We start from the raw sequence: 16,200 nt of genomic DNA on the forward strand, positions 1-16,200 counted from the left end.
GAGCGTAAAGGAGTCTGACGTACGCATCCTCGTGGTCGATGACGAACACAGCCTGCTTTGTGCCATCGCAGCAGGTCTGGAGGCGGAAGGCTTTGCGGTCGACACGGCGACAACCGGCACCGATGGTCTGTGGCTCGCACGCGAGAACGACTACTCGGTGATCGTCCTCGACATCATGTTGCCCGGAATGAACGGTTATCAGATCTGCGCGGCGTTGCGGGCGGCGCACAACTGGACGCCGGTCATCATGCTGACGGCAAAAGATGGCGACTTCGATCAGGTCGAAGCTCTCGACACCGGCGCCGATGACTACCTGATCAAGCCGTTCTCGTTCCCTGTTCTGCTGGCGCGACTGCGCGCTCTGATCCGTCGGGGAGGCGGAGAACGTCCCACGGTGCTCTCGGTCGGGGACCTGACTCTCGATCCCGCGACCAAACGGGTTGCCCGAGCGGACGCGGCGATCGTGCTGACGACGCGGGAGTTCAGTGTGCTCGAGTTCCTGGTGTCGCGCGCCGGATCGGTGGTGTCGAAGGCGGATGTCCTGGGTGCGGTGTGGGACTTCGATTTCGATGGCGATCCGAACATCGTCGAGGTCTACGTCAGACGGCTGCGAAACAAGGTCGATCGGCCGTTCGGGCGAGAGTCCATCGAGACCATGCGCGGTTCGGGATATCGAGTGATCGACGATGCCTGAGCTTCGGGGTGCCAAAGATGCTGGGAGAGTTGTGGTCTCACGGGTAGGCCTGCGGTTGCGGTCGGTGCGGGCTCGGATAACCTTGGTGGCCACCGCCGTTGTCTTCGGTGCGCTCGCGCTCGGGGGAGTCGCTTTCGTGCTCATCCTGTCCGAGACCTTGCACGACTCAGCGGAATCGGCGGCCCACGGTGAGGCGTCACGGATCGAGACGATCGTCGACGAGTCCGGGTCCACCGCGCAGGCCGCTGCTGCGTTGGCCGATCTCGATGGCCATGCCCAGCTCATTGTCTCCGGCCGCGTCGTGGGGGCGACCGACGATCTCGATGATGCCGACCCGGTGGTGACTCGGGAGACCGATGGGGCCGTGTCGGTCACGGTCCGCGATTCCGGCGATGATGACGATGAGCGCCTGGTCATCGTCGCGAAAGATCTCGACGATGGAGCGCTGCTGGTTGTCGGAGTCGACGACGAAGCACGGTCGGAGGCACTGTCGTCAACGCGCACGCTGCTGTTCTTCGCAGTGCCTGTCGTGACCGTCTTTGTGGGATTGACGTGCTGGTTGGTGGTCGGTCGGGCACTACGCCCCGTCGAAAAGGTGCGTCGAGCGGCAGAGCAGATCACTGCGGCTGAACTCGGACGGCGAGTGGAGGCCTCCGGTTCGGGCGACGAGATCGATCGGCTGGCGACGACCCTCAACACCATGCTTGCCCGATTGGAGGCAGCACAGCTACGCCAGCGACGGTTCGTGTCCGATGCCTCGCACGAGTTGCGTTCGCCGGTCAGTTCATTGCGACAGAACGCCGAGGTCGCGCTGACGTATCCGGGTCAGGTGCTCCCGGAAGAGTTCGCCGCGACGGTCGCAGCGGAGTCCGAGCGGATGGCCACGATGATCGACGGCCTGCTGTTACTCGCTCGTGCCGATGAGGACACGCTGCGGGTGCTGGCCACGGCGATGGACCTCGATGACATCGCACTGCGCGAAGTCAAACGTGCTCGTGGGGCCGATCGATTGGCCGTCGACAGTTCGGGCATCGGCGCAGCGCAGGTCAGCGGTGACGAGGCGATGCTGTCGCGGGCCCTGCGGAATCTGATCGACAACGCGCTGCGTCACGCCACGACGCGCATCGCGGTATCCACGTATCTCGACTGTGACGGTACGCGGCCGCTGGCGGTGGTAGCCGTGGACGACGACGGTTCCGGGGTCCCGGTGTCGGATCGGACGCGCATCTTCGAACGCTTTGTGCGACTTGATGAGTCGCGTGCCCGCGACTCGGGAGGTTCGGGCCTCGGACTCGCGATCGTCGCGGAAATCGTATCGGCGCATGGCGGTTCGGTCCTGGTGACCGACAGCGCACTCGGGGGCGCACGGTTCGAAATTCGGTTGCCGGCCGTATCCGATTGACCGGGACGGGAGTCGTTCAGGCTGCAGTCAGCATCGATTCGACATCCTGACTGCAACGCCACATTCGCGGCGCGGAGTCAGATCGACAAGGAGCAAACCCCATGCGCAAGAAAACCATCGTCCTCGCGGGAGTATCCGTCGCTGCGGTGGCGGCCATCGCCGGCACCGGCGTCGCCTACGCCGTCACCGATGGCTTCACCGATTCAGATGAGCTCAGCGGTTCGGCCCTCGAACGGGCAACTGCTGCTGCGGTTCCGAGGGTGGAAGGTGGATCGGTGACTGGCGCGGAAAAAGATGACGACGGTGGTGTCACCACCTACGATCTCGACTTGATCGGTGCTGACGGGACGGAATACGAGGTCACCCTTGACGCTGATTTCCAGGTTCTGAAGGTCGATCGCGATGACGACGGTGCACCGGTCGCCGAGACTCCAGCAGCCGAGACTCCAGCAGCCGAGAACCCCGCGGCTGAGGCCCCGGCAGCACCGGTCGATCCCGACGACCTGGCGGGTGACGAACTGGCACGGGCTTCGACTGCCGCGATCGCAGCTGCGGGTGGTGGGACCGTGACCGACGCCGAACGCAGTGACGACGCCGGCCACGCATTCGACGTCGAGGTGCGACTGCCCGACGGTTCGGAGGTGGATGTCGACCTCGATGCGAATTTCGGCGTCCTGGCGGTTGTCGCCGGGAGTTGAACCCCGACCTCGTCTGCTCGTATTCGGGCCGAGGTCAGCTCAGATCCGGGCTTGCCGGGAGCCTCGCGGGTTGATGGAGCCTAGGTCGGGCACTTACCGCTGTATTTGTTCAGACCGAGGCCCTTGTTTGCCTTCTTGCTGCGGCCTTTTGGTCCGTCGGAAGGCGACCGAACCCATGCGCTGTTCGAATCCAGTCCAGGCATCTTCTCGCTGCCGATCCGGCTGTAGCGGGTCTCGCCGTCAACGGTCAACACGCCATCTTGGACGTCGATGTGGGCGACGGTGGCCCAGAACGAGTTCTTGCTGTTGCCGACGTAGACGAGGATCTCATCGGCGTCGGCATCGGGCAAACCGCCTTTGCCGGCGCGTCCGTAACGGATCGCCACCCGGGGTCGACCGAACTTGTCGATGGCGCCGCCCCCGTTGTCGACGCTCTGGTAGATGTTGACCAGGAGGTCGCCGTTCTCGTTGGGGATGACCCGAACCTGTTCGGTGGCAGGCTTGTTTCCCTTGCCGGGACCTTTGCTGTCGCCGTAGTGGTGCATGAACGGCCATTCCTTGAGACTTCCCTGATGGCCCTTGTCGCCGCTGATGACCACGTAGTCGTTGGTGACTTCGTTGCGGCAGAAGAAGTACACATCCAGGTCGCCCGAGCCGTACTTCGTGACGTTGCCGTTGTTGTCGTACGTCGCGCCGCGGCCATCCCATTCCAGTCCCACGGTGAGTACCCAGTTGGTGTCTCCCTGGGCTTTTCGGAGGTCGATCTTCGCGATCTGGCTGGGGGAGTCCTTGGTCAGGGCGACCTTCACCTTGTCGAATGAGATCGCCGACGCCGCCGGCGGTTGTACTGGTGGTGCTGATGTGGCCGGCGGTTGTGCCGGCGGTGCTGGAGCGGCCGCTGCTTGTGTGTGCTGCGGCGACGGCGCAGCCGCCTCGGGTGCCCCTGGTTCGTCCACCGCGATTCCGTGCTCGATCGCGAGTGCGGCGAGACCCTGGCTGTAGCCCTGGCCGATCGCATCGATCCGCCAGCCGGGCCCGCGGCGATAGAGCGCGACGACCTGTAGGACTGTTTCGGTCGTCAGATCCGGAGGGGCGAAGCGGAACTGTTGCGAGCTGCCCGCCACCTCGACCGACAGTCCTTGAACGGCACCGAAATTCGTGTTCTGGGCCTCGGTGCCGGCGGTCACGAGGATGCGATGCACGTCACCTGGGATCATTGCGAGATCGACCGAGATGCTGTCGTCAGCCGTCAATGCGACGCCGGGTGCGGTCGGGTTGTTGAAGAAGACGAAGTCGTCGTCCGTGCGCACTGTGCCGGTGTCGCCGAGCAGGACCGCGGCGAGATCGACCAGACCGGATTTCCCGGGTGTGGAGATGCGGACGACGTATCGGTTGTCGACCAGATCTGTTCTCGAGCCCTTGGCCATGTCCCGCACAGATGAGTCCCGCACAGATGAGTCCCGCACAGATGAGTCCCGCACAGATGAGTCCCGTTCTGTAGGTGGCTGCCGGCCGTTTGTCGACCACGCCCATGTTGACACATGGACGCGGCCCGCCCCTGTTTGGTTACATGGGCAGAGCCCAGCTGGACATAATTCTGGCTGCGTCAGCATTGGTTCGAGCTGCTGGGCGCAGCGCACCACCCTTGGCGCGGAATCGGTTCGACGAAAAGCAACCAGGGTAGACAAGGGGGAACATCGTCCCGTGCGAATATCCGTCGCAGCGATGGCGGGTATCGCTAGGACCGGTACGGCCCATGGCCACATTGTCGACCGATTCCTATGACCTCGGTCGCGCCGTCCTCGGCCGAGCATCAGTTGCGGATGCGGATAGATGGGAGGTCGGTCATGAAGCCGATAGGATGACGGTGGTGTCGCCACCTATCAGATAGATCTGACCGCTGCTGCCGGGCAGGGATCAGGAGTTGTCCTCGATGTCCCTTCGGGGTTCGCAGAGTTTTTCGAGACAACTGCGCTTCAGCGACGGTGGGCCACGCCTTCGACGTTGAGGTGTGAGTGCTCCGGCTGGCCGGTTGATGTCGTATGGAGGACAACGCTCATTTAGTGGTCGGCGCAGTATATCCGGACTCCGAGTGGTAGGAGCTGTCGCCAATCGCGCCGGTCCTCGAGTACTCGCGATCATCTTCTGCGGCGGACGGCTACGCTCTCAACTGGCAGATGTATGGTATCGAGATGACCGAGCGCGCAAGTGTTTCCCGTCGGGGTGTTAGGCCCCAGGCGATCGAATGGGGCGTCCGCAACTTCAAGGCGTTGGAGAATGCGACGCTCCCGCTGGCTAGTTTGAATGTACTTGTAGGAGCAAATAGTTCTGGAAAATCCAGCTTAATTCAGAGTCTTCTATTGCTGGCACAAAGCACCCCGGAGGAGTTGATTCTCAACGGACCGCTCGTTAGGCTCGGCGATCCAATTGATGTAATTAGCACTGGTTCGGATACGATGACCTTGGGCTATGTGGCGAGCATGAAGCACATGAATAACTCGGAAGTCATCCTCAATGATCTCCTTGTGGAGATCACGCTTGCTGCTGTCGGAAGTTCTCTTGTGGTTCGCGAGATTGTTGCGATGGATAATGACAGCGGCACTGAACTGGTCGTAGCGACCTCGGATCGTGTGAACCCCGATATCCGTGATGAAGTCCTTGAGCCCCGGCTGCATCAAACGCTCCTTCGCGTGCGGATAATGAACGGGAAGCCAGCTTCTTCTGGAACGTATGTCAGACTATCGGGATTGTTTCCAGATTTGCTTGTTTTCAAGCGAACTCCCGAACAAGTCCTAAGGGAGATGCGAAAAGCGCTAAAGAAAGCAATTGAAGATCCAGAAGCGGATGATTCGTTCAACATCATGTACGAGCTAACCCAGTTTATCAATGCTGACAAGACTCGAATCCCGGCTCGTTTTCGCGACTCCGTCCCGTCTCGTCGGATCGGGTTCTTTTCCGCGCTTTCTGAGTTTAGAAAGGCCGAACTCAGGGAGCTGCTGGAAAAATTCGTACAGACCGAAGTGCCGAAGGAGGCGATAGGGCGATTGCCCCTCTCGGCGTATTCTCCCGTAAATCATCCCGCCTCCCTGCGTTTTCAGGCCTTAATAGGTGTCCCTGCTGATCAGGAGAGAGCTGCAACTACACTAGCTTTTGCTAGGGATGCCTTGGGGTCACTTCGGCAGTCGATCAGGTATCTTGGCCCTCTTCGAGAGGAGCCACAAGTGGTGTCTCCGACAGGTGCGCGATATGACGCTTTGCCTGCCGGGCCACGTGGTGAGTATACGGCCGACTTGCTCTCGAGATCGAATGACACGGAGGTAAATTACCGTGATTGGGCTGGTCTCAATAGCAATGGAACGGTTGCAGAGGCTCTTACTCGATGGATTTCCTACCTCGGGGTAGGTGAGGATGTTTCGGTTGAAGACCAGGGCAAGCTGGGGCGTGGTTTAAGAATTAAGCTGAATGGGGTAGAGCGAGACTTGACGACTATTGGAGTCGGTGCCAGCCAGCTCGTGCCAGTACTAAGCGTTGTGCTGACGGCTCCGAGTGGATCATTGGTGTTGTTAGAACAACCCGAGCTTCACCTGCATCCATCGGTGCAGAGTCGGCTTGCGGACTTCTTCCTCTGGTCTCGCCCAGATGTAGCCGTAGTTGTCGAGACGCATAGCGAATACATGATCACAAGGCTGCGAAGACGAGTGGTTGAGAGTGCAGAAAACTCTGATCGCATCGCGATCCTATTTGCTGAGCAGCACAATGGATACACTGATGTACGACGCCTGCATGTGGGTCGTCTTGGAGACTTCTCTGATTGGCCGTCGGGGTTTTTCGATACCCAGGATGAAGAAGCGCGAGCGCTGGTGGTTGCCGTGCGCAAAATCCTTGAATCGGAGTCTGCGAATTGAAGATTCTAGTGGATGCGAGGATCGTGCTTCTTCCAGTTGACACTATTGAAGAAAAGTCCCTGCTTAAGTTCTGGAGCTCGCTCGTTGATTGGTCGACAGATAAGCGACTCGTAATGGGCTCAGAAACCCTCAGATTCGTTCTAGAGCAATATGCGGATCGGAAGTTTCCGGAATCAGATATCGCCTTCTATCCCCGCGAACTACGCAATGAGTACCGTCGAGCTTTTCACAGTCTTATATCTCGACAGGTCGATTCGACCGCTCGACCTCCTCGTCGCAGTCTGGATCCCGCTTATGTCGGGGGAAATCGAGAATCGGAGGTTTTGCAACTTGATATCTCCGGTTCGGTCGGCAACGAGGTTGTCGCCATTGCGACGATTGAGACTAGCTGGTCTCGAATGGAGTCCGCTGTGGCAATTGATCCTGCACCGCCGGAAAGTTTGGAACTTTGCTTCGAACCGCATCGACAACTCTCGGTGGAGAGAACTGGGGCGATAGCAGGGATCTTCTCAGGTCAACGTCTGCACATCGTTGGCGGGAAGGCCTCGGAACATGTGGTTGAAGCAATCTGTCGCGCGACCGGGCTTTCTCTCGCTGATATTGAGTGGATTCCGTCGGAGAAAGGCAAGAAGCCGCGCGACTTGGACAAACGATGGGGAAATCTACGCCCTGGCAAAGATATTGCCCTTTGTGTGACGGGGCGGATCGGGCATTCGGAGGCCCGCGCGGCCAAGATCGCGGCGGTCGGCTGCGGGGTCGTGTACTTCGAGGTCGAGTCAGTAAACGAGATCGCGGTTCGTCTCGTGAGCGAAATGGTTTCGAAACCGCCTGCTGCGAAGCCGTAGCGATCGAAAGTCCAAACAAGGTGCACGCAGACTTTCTATTGTTCGTCGTGTCGCAATGGCCTGCCGACGGTCTGTGTTCAGCGCGAGCTAACTGTTCTTCCCGGAGGTTGTGAGCGGTGCGGCGTTCGGTCGGTAATTTTGCCGTCGATGCCTGTGTGGATCTGTGGTGATTGTATTCATGCACCCAGTCTTGGTAGGTCGCAGCGCGGGCCTCATCTGACAGATAGGTGCGGGCGTAGGCCATTCCTGGTTCAAGGTCCGGTTGAATCGTTCGACTCTGCCGTTGGTTTGCGGCCGGTACGGGCGGGTGCGGTTGTGCTTGATGTCTGGTCCGTGGGTGTGCTTGAAAAGGTTTGAGCGGTAACAGGATCCATTGTCGGTGAGCACTCGTTTGATGGTGATCTGATGGGTTGCGTAGAAGGCTTTGGCGCGTTTGAAGAACGCAGAGGCGGTCACTTTGCGTTCGTCGCCGAGTATCTCGGAGTACGCCAGTCGGCTGTGATCATCGACGGCGTGGTGGACGAAGGGGTAACCGCGACCCTTCTTTCTGTTGTTGCGGCGTCCGATTGTGCGTCCGAGTTTGCGGTGCCCATCACCGTTGGGGATGCGCCCGAGGGCTTTTAGGGTCGATGTGGATCAGGTCCCTCGCCCGTTTTTCGTTGCGGCGCGGTTGAGGTCGGCGGACCGTTAGGCCGGTGTTCTGGTCCCGGTGCCCCAGAAGTGACATCTGCTATCGGTTCAGGACTGCTCCGACGGTGGTGCGGCGCAGGTGTAGGCGATGCGGTGTGGTCCTCCAGCGGCGGGTGAAGCGCAGGTTGATGATTTGTCGTTGGCGTCGAGTGGGTGCGGTTTGGGCTGTGGTGGGTCGGCTGGATCGATCGACCATCCACGATTGACCGCCGCTCTAGTAGCCGTCGGCCCACTTCTTGGCCGTGGCGGGTGAGCATTGGAGCCGCTCGGCGGCGGCGGATCAACCAGTGTCCTCAACGATCGCCGAAGCGATTTTAATCTCCTTTCGGAGTGAGTAAGGCATCAGAGTGGTACAAGAGGACCTCGGGTTGTCGGTGCAGTTGTGGTAACGACACCGATACCGGAGGTACGTCGGTGCCACACCGTTAACAACGTCCCTGGTCATGGCGGCTTGCTTGCCAACCGATCGCCGGCTTCACGCACTAGTGAAGTCGAGGTTGGCCGCAGGTCATCGGTAGTTCCAGTCGCGTGTAGTTCACTTCGAGGGAATCGGCCCGAGTTCATGTTCGGGATTCCAATCGCTAGGCCTATCGCAACCATTGCCCGGTATACATGCGACCGGTCGACCAGTCATGTCGCCTCGGCGAACGCGTATCGGCGAAACCTGCAGTCTAGCTGCCGTGCGGAGCCGGGATCGGGGCGAGTGATCCAGCGCAACCGCGGGGTCCTTGTCACGGTGGGAATCATTCGCCAGGCCGTCCGCGGGTTTCGGTATTGTTCTGTTCGTGAATTCGATCGCAGCTGTGAAGTCCGTGAACGCTCGCATCGCCGAGGAACTCGATGTTCGGGAAGAACAGGTGGCAGCAGCGGTGAAGCTGCTGGATGAGGGGTCGACGGTGCCGTTCATCGCCCGCTACCGCAAGGAGGCCACCGACAGCCTCGACGACGCCCAGCTCCGGACCCTCGACGAACGTCTGCGGTACCTCCGTGAGCTCGACGAGCGGCGCGGCGCGGTCATCGCGTCCATCGAGGAGCAGGGCAAGCTCACCGACGAGCTCAGGGCCGCGTTGAACGCCGCCGAGACCAAATCGCGGGTCGAGGACATCTATCTGCCGTACAAGCCCAAGCGACGGACCAAAGCGCAGATCGCCCGGGAGAACGGGCTGGCGCCGCTGGCCGAGCAATTGCTGGCCGATCCTTCGTTGGTTCCCGAGGATGTCGCGGCCGGATTTGTCTCCGAGAACGTCGCCGATGCGGCTGCTGCCCTCGACGGTGCCCGCCACATCCTGATCGAGCAGGTCTCCGAAGATGCCGAACTCGTCGGCGCCGTCCGTGAGAAGTTCTGGACGGAAGGCTCGCTGCGGACCGTGGCGAAATCGGAGGCCGTGGCCAATACCCCTGCGGCACAGAAGTTCCGTGACTACTTCGAGTACGGCGAACCCCTCGACAAGATGCCGTCCCACCGGGTCCTGGCGGTGATGCGAGGAGAGAAGGAAGAAGCGCTCTCACTCACGCTCGACGGCGGTGACGACGACGGGTACCAGGCGATGGCTGCCTCGGCTCTGGGTGTCGACGTGGCGAACTCCGGCCCGGCGACGCCATGGCTCATCGGGACGGCCCGTCTCGCGTGGCGTACCAAGCTCATGATCACCGCGATGGTCGACGCCCGGGTCCGGCTCCGTCGCGCGGCCGAGGAAGATGCGGTTGCGGTGTTCGCCCGCAACCTCGGTGACCTGCTGCTGGCCGCACCCGCCGGCGCGCGCACCACCCTGGGCCTCGACCCCGGATTCCGGACCGGGGTGAAGGTCGCGGTGGTCGACGGCACCGGGAAGGTTCTCGACACCTGCGCGATCTTCCCGCACCAGCCGCAAAACCAGTGGGACAAGTCCAAGGCCACGCTGGCCGCGCTGGTCGCCCGCCACGGTATCGAGTTGGTCGCAGTGGGCAACGGGACCGCCTCCCGCGAGACCGATGCGCTGGCCGGCGAGCTGATCGCCGAGATCTCCAAGGCCACCGGCAAGGCCCCGGCCAAAGCGATGGTGTCCGAGGCCGGCGCCTCGGTGTACTCGGCGTCCGAATACGCCTCGCACGAACTGCCGGATATGGACGTCTCGCTGCGCGGCGCGGTATCGATCGCACGCCGGCTCCAGGATCCGCTGGCAGAACTGGTGAAGATCGAGCCGAAGTCGATCGGTGTGGGTCAATACCAGCACGACGTGACACCGGGCATCCTCGCCCGCAGCCTGAACGCCGTGGTCGAAGATGCCGTGAACGCGGTGGGTGTCGACCTCAACACCGCGTCGGTGCCGCTGCTCGCACGTGTCTCGGGCGTGACCACAACGCTGGCCGAATCGATCGTGGCTCACCGCGACGCGACCGGACCGTTCCCGAGCCGCAAAGCGCTGCTGAAGGTTCCTCGATTGGGCCCCAAGGCATTTGAGCAATGCGCCGGCTTCCTCCGGATCCGGGAGGGCGACGACCCGCTGGATGCGTCCGGTGTGCACCCCGAGGCGTACCCCGTTGTGCGCAAGATCCTCGATCGATCCGGTGTCACCCTCGCCGAACTGATCGGCAACGAGCGCGCACTGCGGTCGCTGCGTCCGGCCGAGTTCGCCGACGAACGTTTCGGTGTGCCCACGGTGACCGATATTCTCGCCGAACTCGAGAAGCCGGGCCGCGACCCACGTCCGGCGTTCACCACGGCAACCTTTGCCGCCGGAGTCGAGAAGGTCGCCGACCTCAAGCCGGGCATGGTGCTCGAAGGTGTTGTCACCAACGTGGCCGCGTTCGGCGCGTTTGTCGACGTGGGGGTTCACCAGGACGGCCTGGTTCACGTTTCTGCGATGGCCGACAAGTTCGTCTCCGACCCGCACGAGGTGGTCAAGTCGGGTCAGGTTGTCCGCGTCAAGGTGATGGAGGTCGACGTCGACCGCCAGAGGATCGGGCTGTCACTGCGCCTGAACGACGAGCCCGGTGCCGGAAAGGCCAAGCCGCAGCGTGGCGACAACCAGGGTGCGGGCAATCAAGGCGGGAGCCGGCAAGGCAGCGGCCAACAAGGCGGGGGACAGCGGCGTGGACCGCGCCCCGACCAACGAGGCAATGCCAAGCGCGACAACAACTCCGGACGGAAGTCGTCAGCCCCGGCTCCGGCGAACGGCTCGCTGGCCCAGGCGCTGCGCGACGCCGGTTTCGGTAATAAGTAGTCGGTATCTACGGGTGATCGGCGCGGGGCTACTGATTGTTCAGCGATGCACCGGGTTCCAATTCGGTTGCACGTAGTCCGGTCTCGGTGGCGAGTCGCACGAACTCGCCACCGGGACCGAAGAATCTCTCGGGCCGGACCCTGCCCAAGCCGATGGGCCACAGGGTGCCGAAATGAATGGGTACCACGTGGCGGGCCGACACGATCTCCGCGGCACGCACGGCCCGTTCCGGATCCATGTGTCCCGCACCCAGAGTCGGTCCCCAACCCCCGACGGGCAGCAGCGCCAGGTCGATGTCGGAGACCCAGTCGGCCAGTGCAGGGTAGAGGTCGGTGTCGCCGGCGAAGTAGGTGCGCCGGTCGCCGGTGATCACATATCCCAGCGCTGGTATGTGCCGCGGGCCGCGCCGCCACCGCCGGCCGTCGTGATCGGCGGGTACGGCCCCGATCGTCACTTCCCCGATGGCCACCGTGTCGCCGGGTTGCACCTCGATCAGTCGGTCGCCGACGTCGCGGAGCGCCGGTAGCGCATCGGGCGCACCGGCCGGGACCACGATCGGGACATCCTCGGACAACTGTCGCAGCGACGGCAGATGCGTGTGGTCGGCGTGCAGGTGCGAGAGCAGCACAACATCGGGACGGTGCACCGCGGGATCGCTGGGAACAGGGCCTCGCCGCCGCCGCAGATGCGCGACCCGGGCGGTGAGGACGGGATCGGTCATCACCACGGTGCCGCGGTCCTCGATCACCGTGCTCGCGTGGCCGAGCCAGCGCAGGGTATGGCCGATACGACCCGCGTCGTCTGCACCCGATGTCGCACCCACACGCACTACGATCCCAGAGATCAGGCGAAAGGGATGGTCTATGCGCACTACGGCTCGAGTGGTGGGTCTCGTCATCGAGTTCGTGGTGCTGTGGCTGTCGTCCGCCTTGGCGATCCTGGTGCTCGACGCGGTCTTCGACGGAATCACGCTGGAATCGGTGGATTTCGGGATCCCGGCGTTGTCCCGGCTGCCCTCGGCGTTGGTGGTGGCGCTGGTCTTCGGTCTGCTCAGCGCGGTGCTCTGGCCGGTGTTCTTGCGGCTGATGTCGTGGATCGGACCGGCCCTGCTGTTCCTGCTCGTCTTCTTCGCCAGCGGCGCGATCATGCTGGTGACGTTGGTTGTCGTCCCGGTGGCGGCGGTCGACAAACTGTGGGATGCAGTCCTGATGGCAATGCTCCTGTCGTTGTTCACCTCGTTTGTCGGCGGTGCGATCGCCTCACGATCCAACACCGCCTATCGGTTGATGCAGGTGCGCCGTCAGCGGCTGAAGCGCAATCATGCGCCCGTCCCCGATACCCCCGGATTGTTGTGTATCCAGATCGACGGTCTCGGCCACGATGTGTTGCGGCGCGCGATCGCGGACGGTGTGACACCGGGGCTGGCCGCGTTGGTGCGGGAAAGCCACACCTTGATCCCGTGGCACACGGACTGGAGCAGTCAGACCGGGGCGAGTCAGCTCGGCATACTGCACGGGTCGAATCACAATGTGCCCGCGTTTCGGTGGTACGAAAAGAGCACCGGAAAGATCGCTGTCTTCAGCAATCCGCGCGACAACGAGGATCGAGAGATGGAACGCGCCGATCGCACCGCACTGCTCGCGGTCGACGGTGCCAGCCGCGGCAACCTGTTCACCGGCGGAGCGCAGGACAACGTCCTCGTCGTGAGCCGAATGCACGGCGCGCGTCTGGGTGGTGGGGCGGGATATTCGTCGTACTTCCTCGATCCGTCGAGTGCGCTGCGCACACTGATCCGGATGGTTGCCGAGGTGCAGCGGGAGCTGCGTCAGTCGTGGCATCAGCGCCGCGCCGACATCCGTCCGCGGGTACCGCGCGGCGGAATCTACCCGTTGGTGCGAGCATTCACCACGGTGCTGGCGACGGATGTCACGGTGGCAGCTGTTGTCCGCGACCTCATCGGTGGCCGAAGCATCGTCTATGCAGACCTCATCGGCTACGACGAGGTGTCGCATCACTCGGGGATCTCTCGTCCCGAAACCCTGAAGGTGCTGACGAAGATCGACGAGGAGATCCAGCTTCTCCTCGCGGTTGTCGAGCAGGCAGATCGGCCCTACCACGTTGCGATCCTGTCGGACCACGGACAGAGTCAGGGCGCGACGTTCTTGCAGCGGTACGGAATCGACCTGAAACAGCTCGTTTTACGACTGTGTGGCGAAGCAGCGCCCAGCGCGTCGCTGGACACGCACACTGGTGCCGAGGGAGCCGACTATGCGGTGGCCAGTGTTCGGCCGCCAAAAGAACCGGCGTCACCGACACCGGATGAAGGATTGCCGGTGGTGCTGGGCTCGGGCAACCTCGGCTTGATCAGCTTCCCGCTGATCCCTGGACGCGCAGACACCGACACCATCGAGGCCGCCCACCCAGGACTCCTCGACGGACTGCGCTCACATCCCGGCATCGGGTTCCTGCTTGTCGCCCGGCCGTCGGGCGGGTCGATCGTGCTCGGTGCCGTCGGCACCGTGGACGTCACCACCGGCGCCGTTGACGGCATCGACCCCTTGTCGGACTTCGGACCCGACGCGCTCGAGAAGATCCGCCGGACCGACACATTCGACAACGTGGCCGACATCATGGTCGGTGGCGCGTACTGGCCGGAGACAGACGAAGTCGCGGCGTTCGAGGAACAGGTCGGTTCGCACGGCGGCATGGGTGGTCCGCAGAGTACGCCATTCCTGCTGTGCCCGAGCGTGTTGCCGCCGCCGCCGGATCATCTCCACGGTGCCGAGGCCGTTCATCGTGTACTCGCCGGCTGGCGGGATCTGTTCGGGGACAACAAGCACATGGACATTCCAGTTCGCGGAACACACGGGGAGGACGACGGCAGTGGCGCTTTCGGTTGATCGGAACGTGCATGCGGTGGCGGAGTGTCCGACATCGCTCGGAGCCGCGTTGCCTGAGTTGTCCGAACCAGCGCAGGTGCGCGGTGTCATCGACTGTGTTGGAACACAACTGCGCAACAACGCCCGCTACGTCGTCGGTGGGTCCGGAGTCGGAGCCATCGTGGGTGCGACGACCGGTCTCGGGATGGCCCGGGGGCTGCTGCTCGGTGCGAGCACCGGTGCCGTATTCGGGGTTCGAGCCGGCCGAGCCCGCCTGCACGGGGCAGTCGGCCAGGTCGGCGTGGTCGGTGCCCACGAGGTCCCGACGGCGACACCTGCCGCGACGGAAACGTTGCGCGTGATGGAGTTCAACGTGCACGGCGGTATGGGAGGGCCGGGAAAGTTCTTTGCGACACCCGCCAAACTCGAACTTCTGGCCGAGACGATCAGGCAGGAGCAACCCGACATCGTTCTGCTCCAAGAACTCGACAACTGTGCGGTGCGGTCGAACTTCGTGGATACGTTGTGCCAGCTCGTCAAGAGGTTGCACCCCACCGGCGCCGTGATGACACCGGCAATAGAAAAGGTCAACGGCAGGCGGGAAGGTACCGGCGTGATGACTTTCCACGGCGGCACGATCACCGATGCGCGAGGCCTGCGAATCGGTGACGCACTCGGGGACGATTTCGGACGACGATTCCGGGCGACGGCTGATGCCTGGGCCGGTGTGGCGAGCAACAAGTTAGGGCGGCCATGGCTGCCGTTCGGGGGGACGAAGGAGTATCAACCCCGTGTGGCGACCGACGTGATGGTGAGAACCGTTGCGGGCAACCACATCCGGGTGATGTCGGGACATTTCAGCCCGCCGCAACACGGGATCGACGAGCCGAAACGCCAGATCGAACCGGTGGTCGCAACCGTTGCGACCTGGCCGGGGCCGACGATCTTCGGCGCCGACTTCAACACCCGGGACGGTTCAGCCGAGTTCGTCAGGGAGCACGCGGTGTTCGCCGCAGCGGGGCTGACCGAATCCACTGCCGGAGCCCCGCCGAACAGTGATCGGGTGTACGCGTCGGCGCACTTCTCGGCTGCCAATCCTCGGAAGCTGCTTGTCCCTGACGGTGCGGTGAGGGCCAGCGATCACTATCCGGTGGTGGTGGAGCTGACCCTGCACGCCATCGCCTGACCCGCAGACGAGCCGGATATACAAAGACGAGCCACTTACACGCGGCTCGACTTTGCAAAGGTGGCGCGTGTGTTGTCACCTGCCCCGGAGATCAGCTGACGATCAAGTCCAGCTCACCGTCGGTGACCGCCACCGACACCTTGCCGCCGTCGGTGAGAACCTCGTCGAGCAACAGATCAGCGATCCGGTCGTCCACGGACCGCTGGATCGAGCGCCGCAACGGACGGGCTCCGAACTCGGGCTGATGTCCGTGCTCGGCGATCCAGTCGATTGCAGCCTCGCTGAAGTCGATGTCGATGCCCTTGGCGCGCAGCCGTTTCCGGCTGTCCTGCAGCAGCAGGTCGGTGATCTCATGCAGCTGGACCGCGTCGAGCTTGCGGAACAGGACGATCTCGTCGATGCGGTTGAGGAACTCCGGCCGCATCGATTCACGCAGCCTGCCCATCACCCGATCACGAATCGGCTTCTCCGCGAGCTCGGTGTCGCCGGAGCTGAAACCGAGGCCACCGGAGCGACTCGAGATGATGTCCGACCCCAGATTGCTGGTCATGATCAGCACGGTGTTCTTGAAGTCGACGGTGCGACCCTGACCGTCGGTCAGCCGGCCGTCGTCGAGCACCTGGAGCAACGTGTTGAAGATGTCCGGGTGGGCCTTCTCGATCTCGTCGAAGAGCACCACCGAGAACGGCTTGCGGCGC

At 62.7% G+C, this 16,200-nt stretch carries 11 protein-coding genes and 1 pseudogene; 8 read left to right on the forward strand and 4 right to left on the reverse strand.

Annotated features, from left to right (window positions below; all coding sequences use genetic code 11):
- The first annotated feature begins 31 nt into the window (after positions 1-31).
- From VIQ49_RS03485 to VIQ49_RS03495, 3 genes are all read left to right on the forward strand, one after another.
- A complete protein-coding gene (locus tag VIQ49_RS03485; RefSeq protein WP_331880796.1) occupies positions 32-694 on the forward strand; it encodes a response regulator transcription factor in 663 nt (220 codons plus the stop codon).
- Positions 687-2,096, forward strand: coding sequence for a sensor histidine kinase (locus tag VIQ49_RS03490; protein ID WP_331880797.1), 1,410 nt, complete (start codon positions 687-689; stop codon positions 2,094-2,096). The genes VIQ49_RS03485 and VIQ49_RS03490 overlap by 8 nt, the downstream gene beginning before the upstream one ends.
- A gap of 101 nt (positions 2,097-2,197) precedes the next feature.
- Positions 2,198-2,794 (forward strand): PepSY domain-containing protein, encoded by a 597-nt coding sequence (locus VIQ49_RS03495; RefSeq protein WP_331880799.1) that lies wholly within the window; start codon positions 2,198-2,200, stop codon positions 2,792-2,794.
- 80 nt (positions 2,795-2,874) lie between these two features.
- Here VIQ49_RS03495 and VIQ49_RS03500 read toward each other — a convergent pair whose 3' ends face one another.
- Complete coding sequence (locus tag VIQ49_RS03500; RefSeq protein WP_414731564.1) at positions 2,875-4,221, reverse strand: TerD family protein; 1,347 nt, start codon at positions 4,219-4,221, stop codon at positions 2,875-2,877.
- Positions 4,222-4,986: 765 nt separating this feature from the next.
- Here VIQ49_RS03500 and VIQ49_RS03505 point away from each other — a divergent pair.
- Together VIQ49_RS03505 and VIQ49_RS03510 are read left to right on the forward strand one after the other, a co-directional pair.
- Complete coding sequence (locus VIQ49_RS03505) at positions 4,987-6,699, forward strand: AAA family ATPase (RefSeq protein ID WP_331880802.1); 1,713 nt, start codon at positions 4,987-4,989, stop codon at positions 6,697-6,699.
- The gene (locus VIQ49_RS03510; protein WP_331880816.1) at positions 6,696-7,544 is read left to right on the forward strand and encodes a hypothetical protein; all 849 of its coding nucleotides are present in this window, start codon (positions 6,696-6,698) and stop codon (positions 7,542-7,544) included. The genes VIQ49_RS03505 and VIQ49_RS03510 overlap by 4 nt, the downstream gene beginning before the upstream one ends.
- A 103-nt stretch (positions 7,545-7,647) precedes the next feature.
- Here VIQ49_RS03510 and VIQ49_RS03515 read toward each other — a convergent pair.
- Positions 7,648-8,590 (reverse strand): annotated as a pseudogene (locus VIQ49_RS03515) (IS481 family transposase); the annotation flags it as partial.
- 429 nt (positions 8,591-9,019) lie between these two features.
- Between VIQ49_RS03515 and VIQ49_RS03520 the strand changes: the two are divergent.
- Positions 9,020-11,437, forward strand: a complete 2,418-nt coding sequence (locus VIQ49_RS03520) for a Tex family protein (RefSeq protein WP_331880803.1) — start codon at positions 9,020-9,022, stop codon at positions 11,435-11,437.
- A gap of 28 nt (positions 11,438-11,465) precedes the next feature.
- Here VIQ49_RS03520 and VIQ49_RS03525 read toward each other — a convergent pair whose 3' ends face one another.
- Positions 11,466-12,260: an MBL fold metallo-hydrolase gene (locus VIQ49_RS03525; RefSeq protein ID WP_331880806.1), complete on the reverse strand. Its 795-nt coding sequence runs from the start codon at positions 12,258-12,260 to the stop codon at positions 11,466-11,468.
- 40 nt (positions 12,261-12,300) lie between these two features.
- Between VIQ49_RS03525 and VIQ49_RS03530 the strand changes: the two genes are divergently transcribed.
- On the forward strand, positions 12,301-14,337 hold the full coding sequence (locus VIQ49_RS03530; protein ID WP_331880809.1) for a phage holin family protein: 2,037 nt from the start codon (positions 12,301-12,303) through the stop codon (positions 14,335-14,337).
- A complete protein-coding gene (locus tag VIQ49_RS03535; RefSeq protein ID WP_331880811.1) occupies positions 14,321-15,502 on the forward strand; it encodes an endonuclease/exonuclease/phosphatase family protein in 1,182 nt (393 codons plus the stop codon). Before VIQ49_RS03530 ends, VIQ49_RS03535 begins: the two co-directional genes overlap by 17 nt.
- A gap of 91 nt (positions 15,503-15,593) precedes the next feature.
- On the opposite strand, the gene VIQ49_RS03540 is transcribed toward VIQ49_RS03535, so the two are convergent.
- Positions 15,594-16,200 (reverse strand): AAA family ATPase (locus VIQ49_RS03540; protein WP_331880813.1); only part of this gene is annotated, 607 nt, incomplete at its 5' end.

The sequence above is a fragment of the Williamsia sp. genome, assembly GCF_036566845.1.
Taxonomy (GTDB): Bacteria; Actinomycetota; Actinomycetes; order Mycobacteriales; family Mycobacteriaceae; genus Williamsia.

Coding starts and splice junctions, on each gene's coding strand:
- VIQ49_RS03490 (WP_331880797.1), top strand. CDS start 687: ATGCCTGAGCTTCGGGGTGCCAAAGATGCTGGGAGAGTTGTGGTCTCA.
- VIQ49_RS03495 (WP_331880799.1), top strand. CDS start 2,198: ATGCGCAAGAAAACCATCGTCCTCGCGGGAGTATCCGTCGCTGCGGTG.
- VIQ49_RS03500 (WP_414731564.1), bottom strand. CDS start 4,221: ATGGCCAAGGGCTCGAGAACAGATCTGGTCGACAACCGATACGTCGTC.
- VIQ49_RS03505 (WP_331880802.1), top strand. CDS start 4,987: ATGACCGAGCGCGCAAGTGTTTCCCGTCGGGGTGTTAGGCCCCAGGCG.
- VIQ49_RS03530 (WP_331880809.1), top strand. CDS start 12,301: ATGCGCACTACGGCTCGAGTGGTGGGTCTCGTCATCGAGTTCGTGGTG.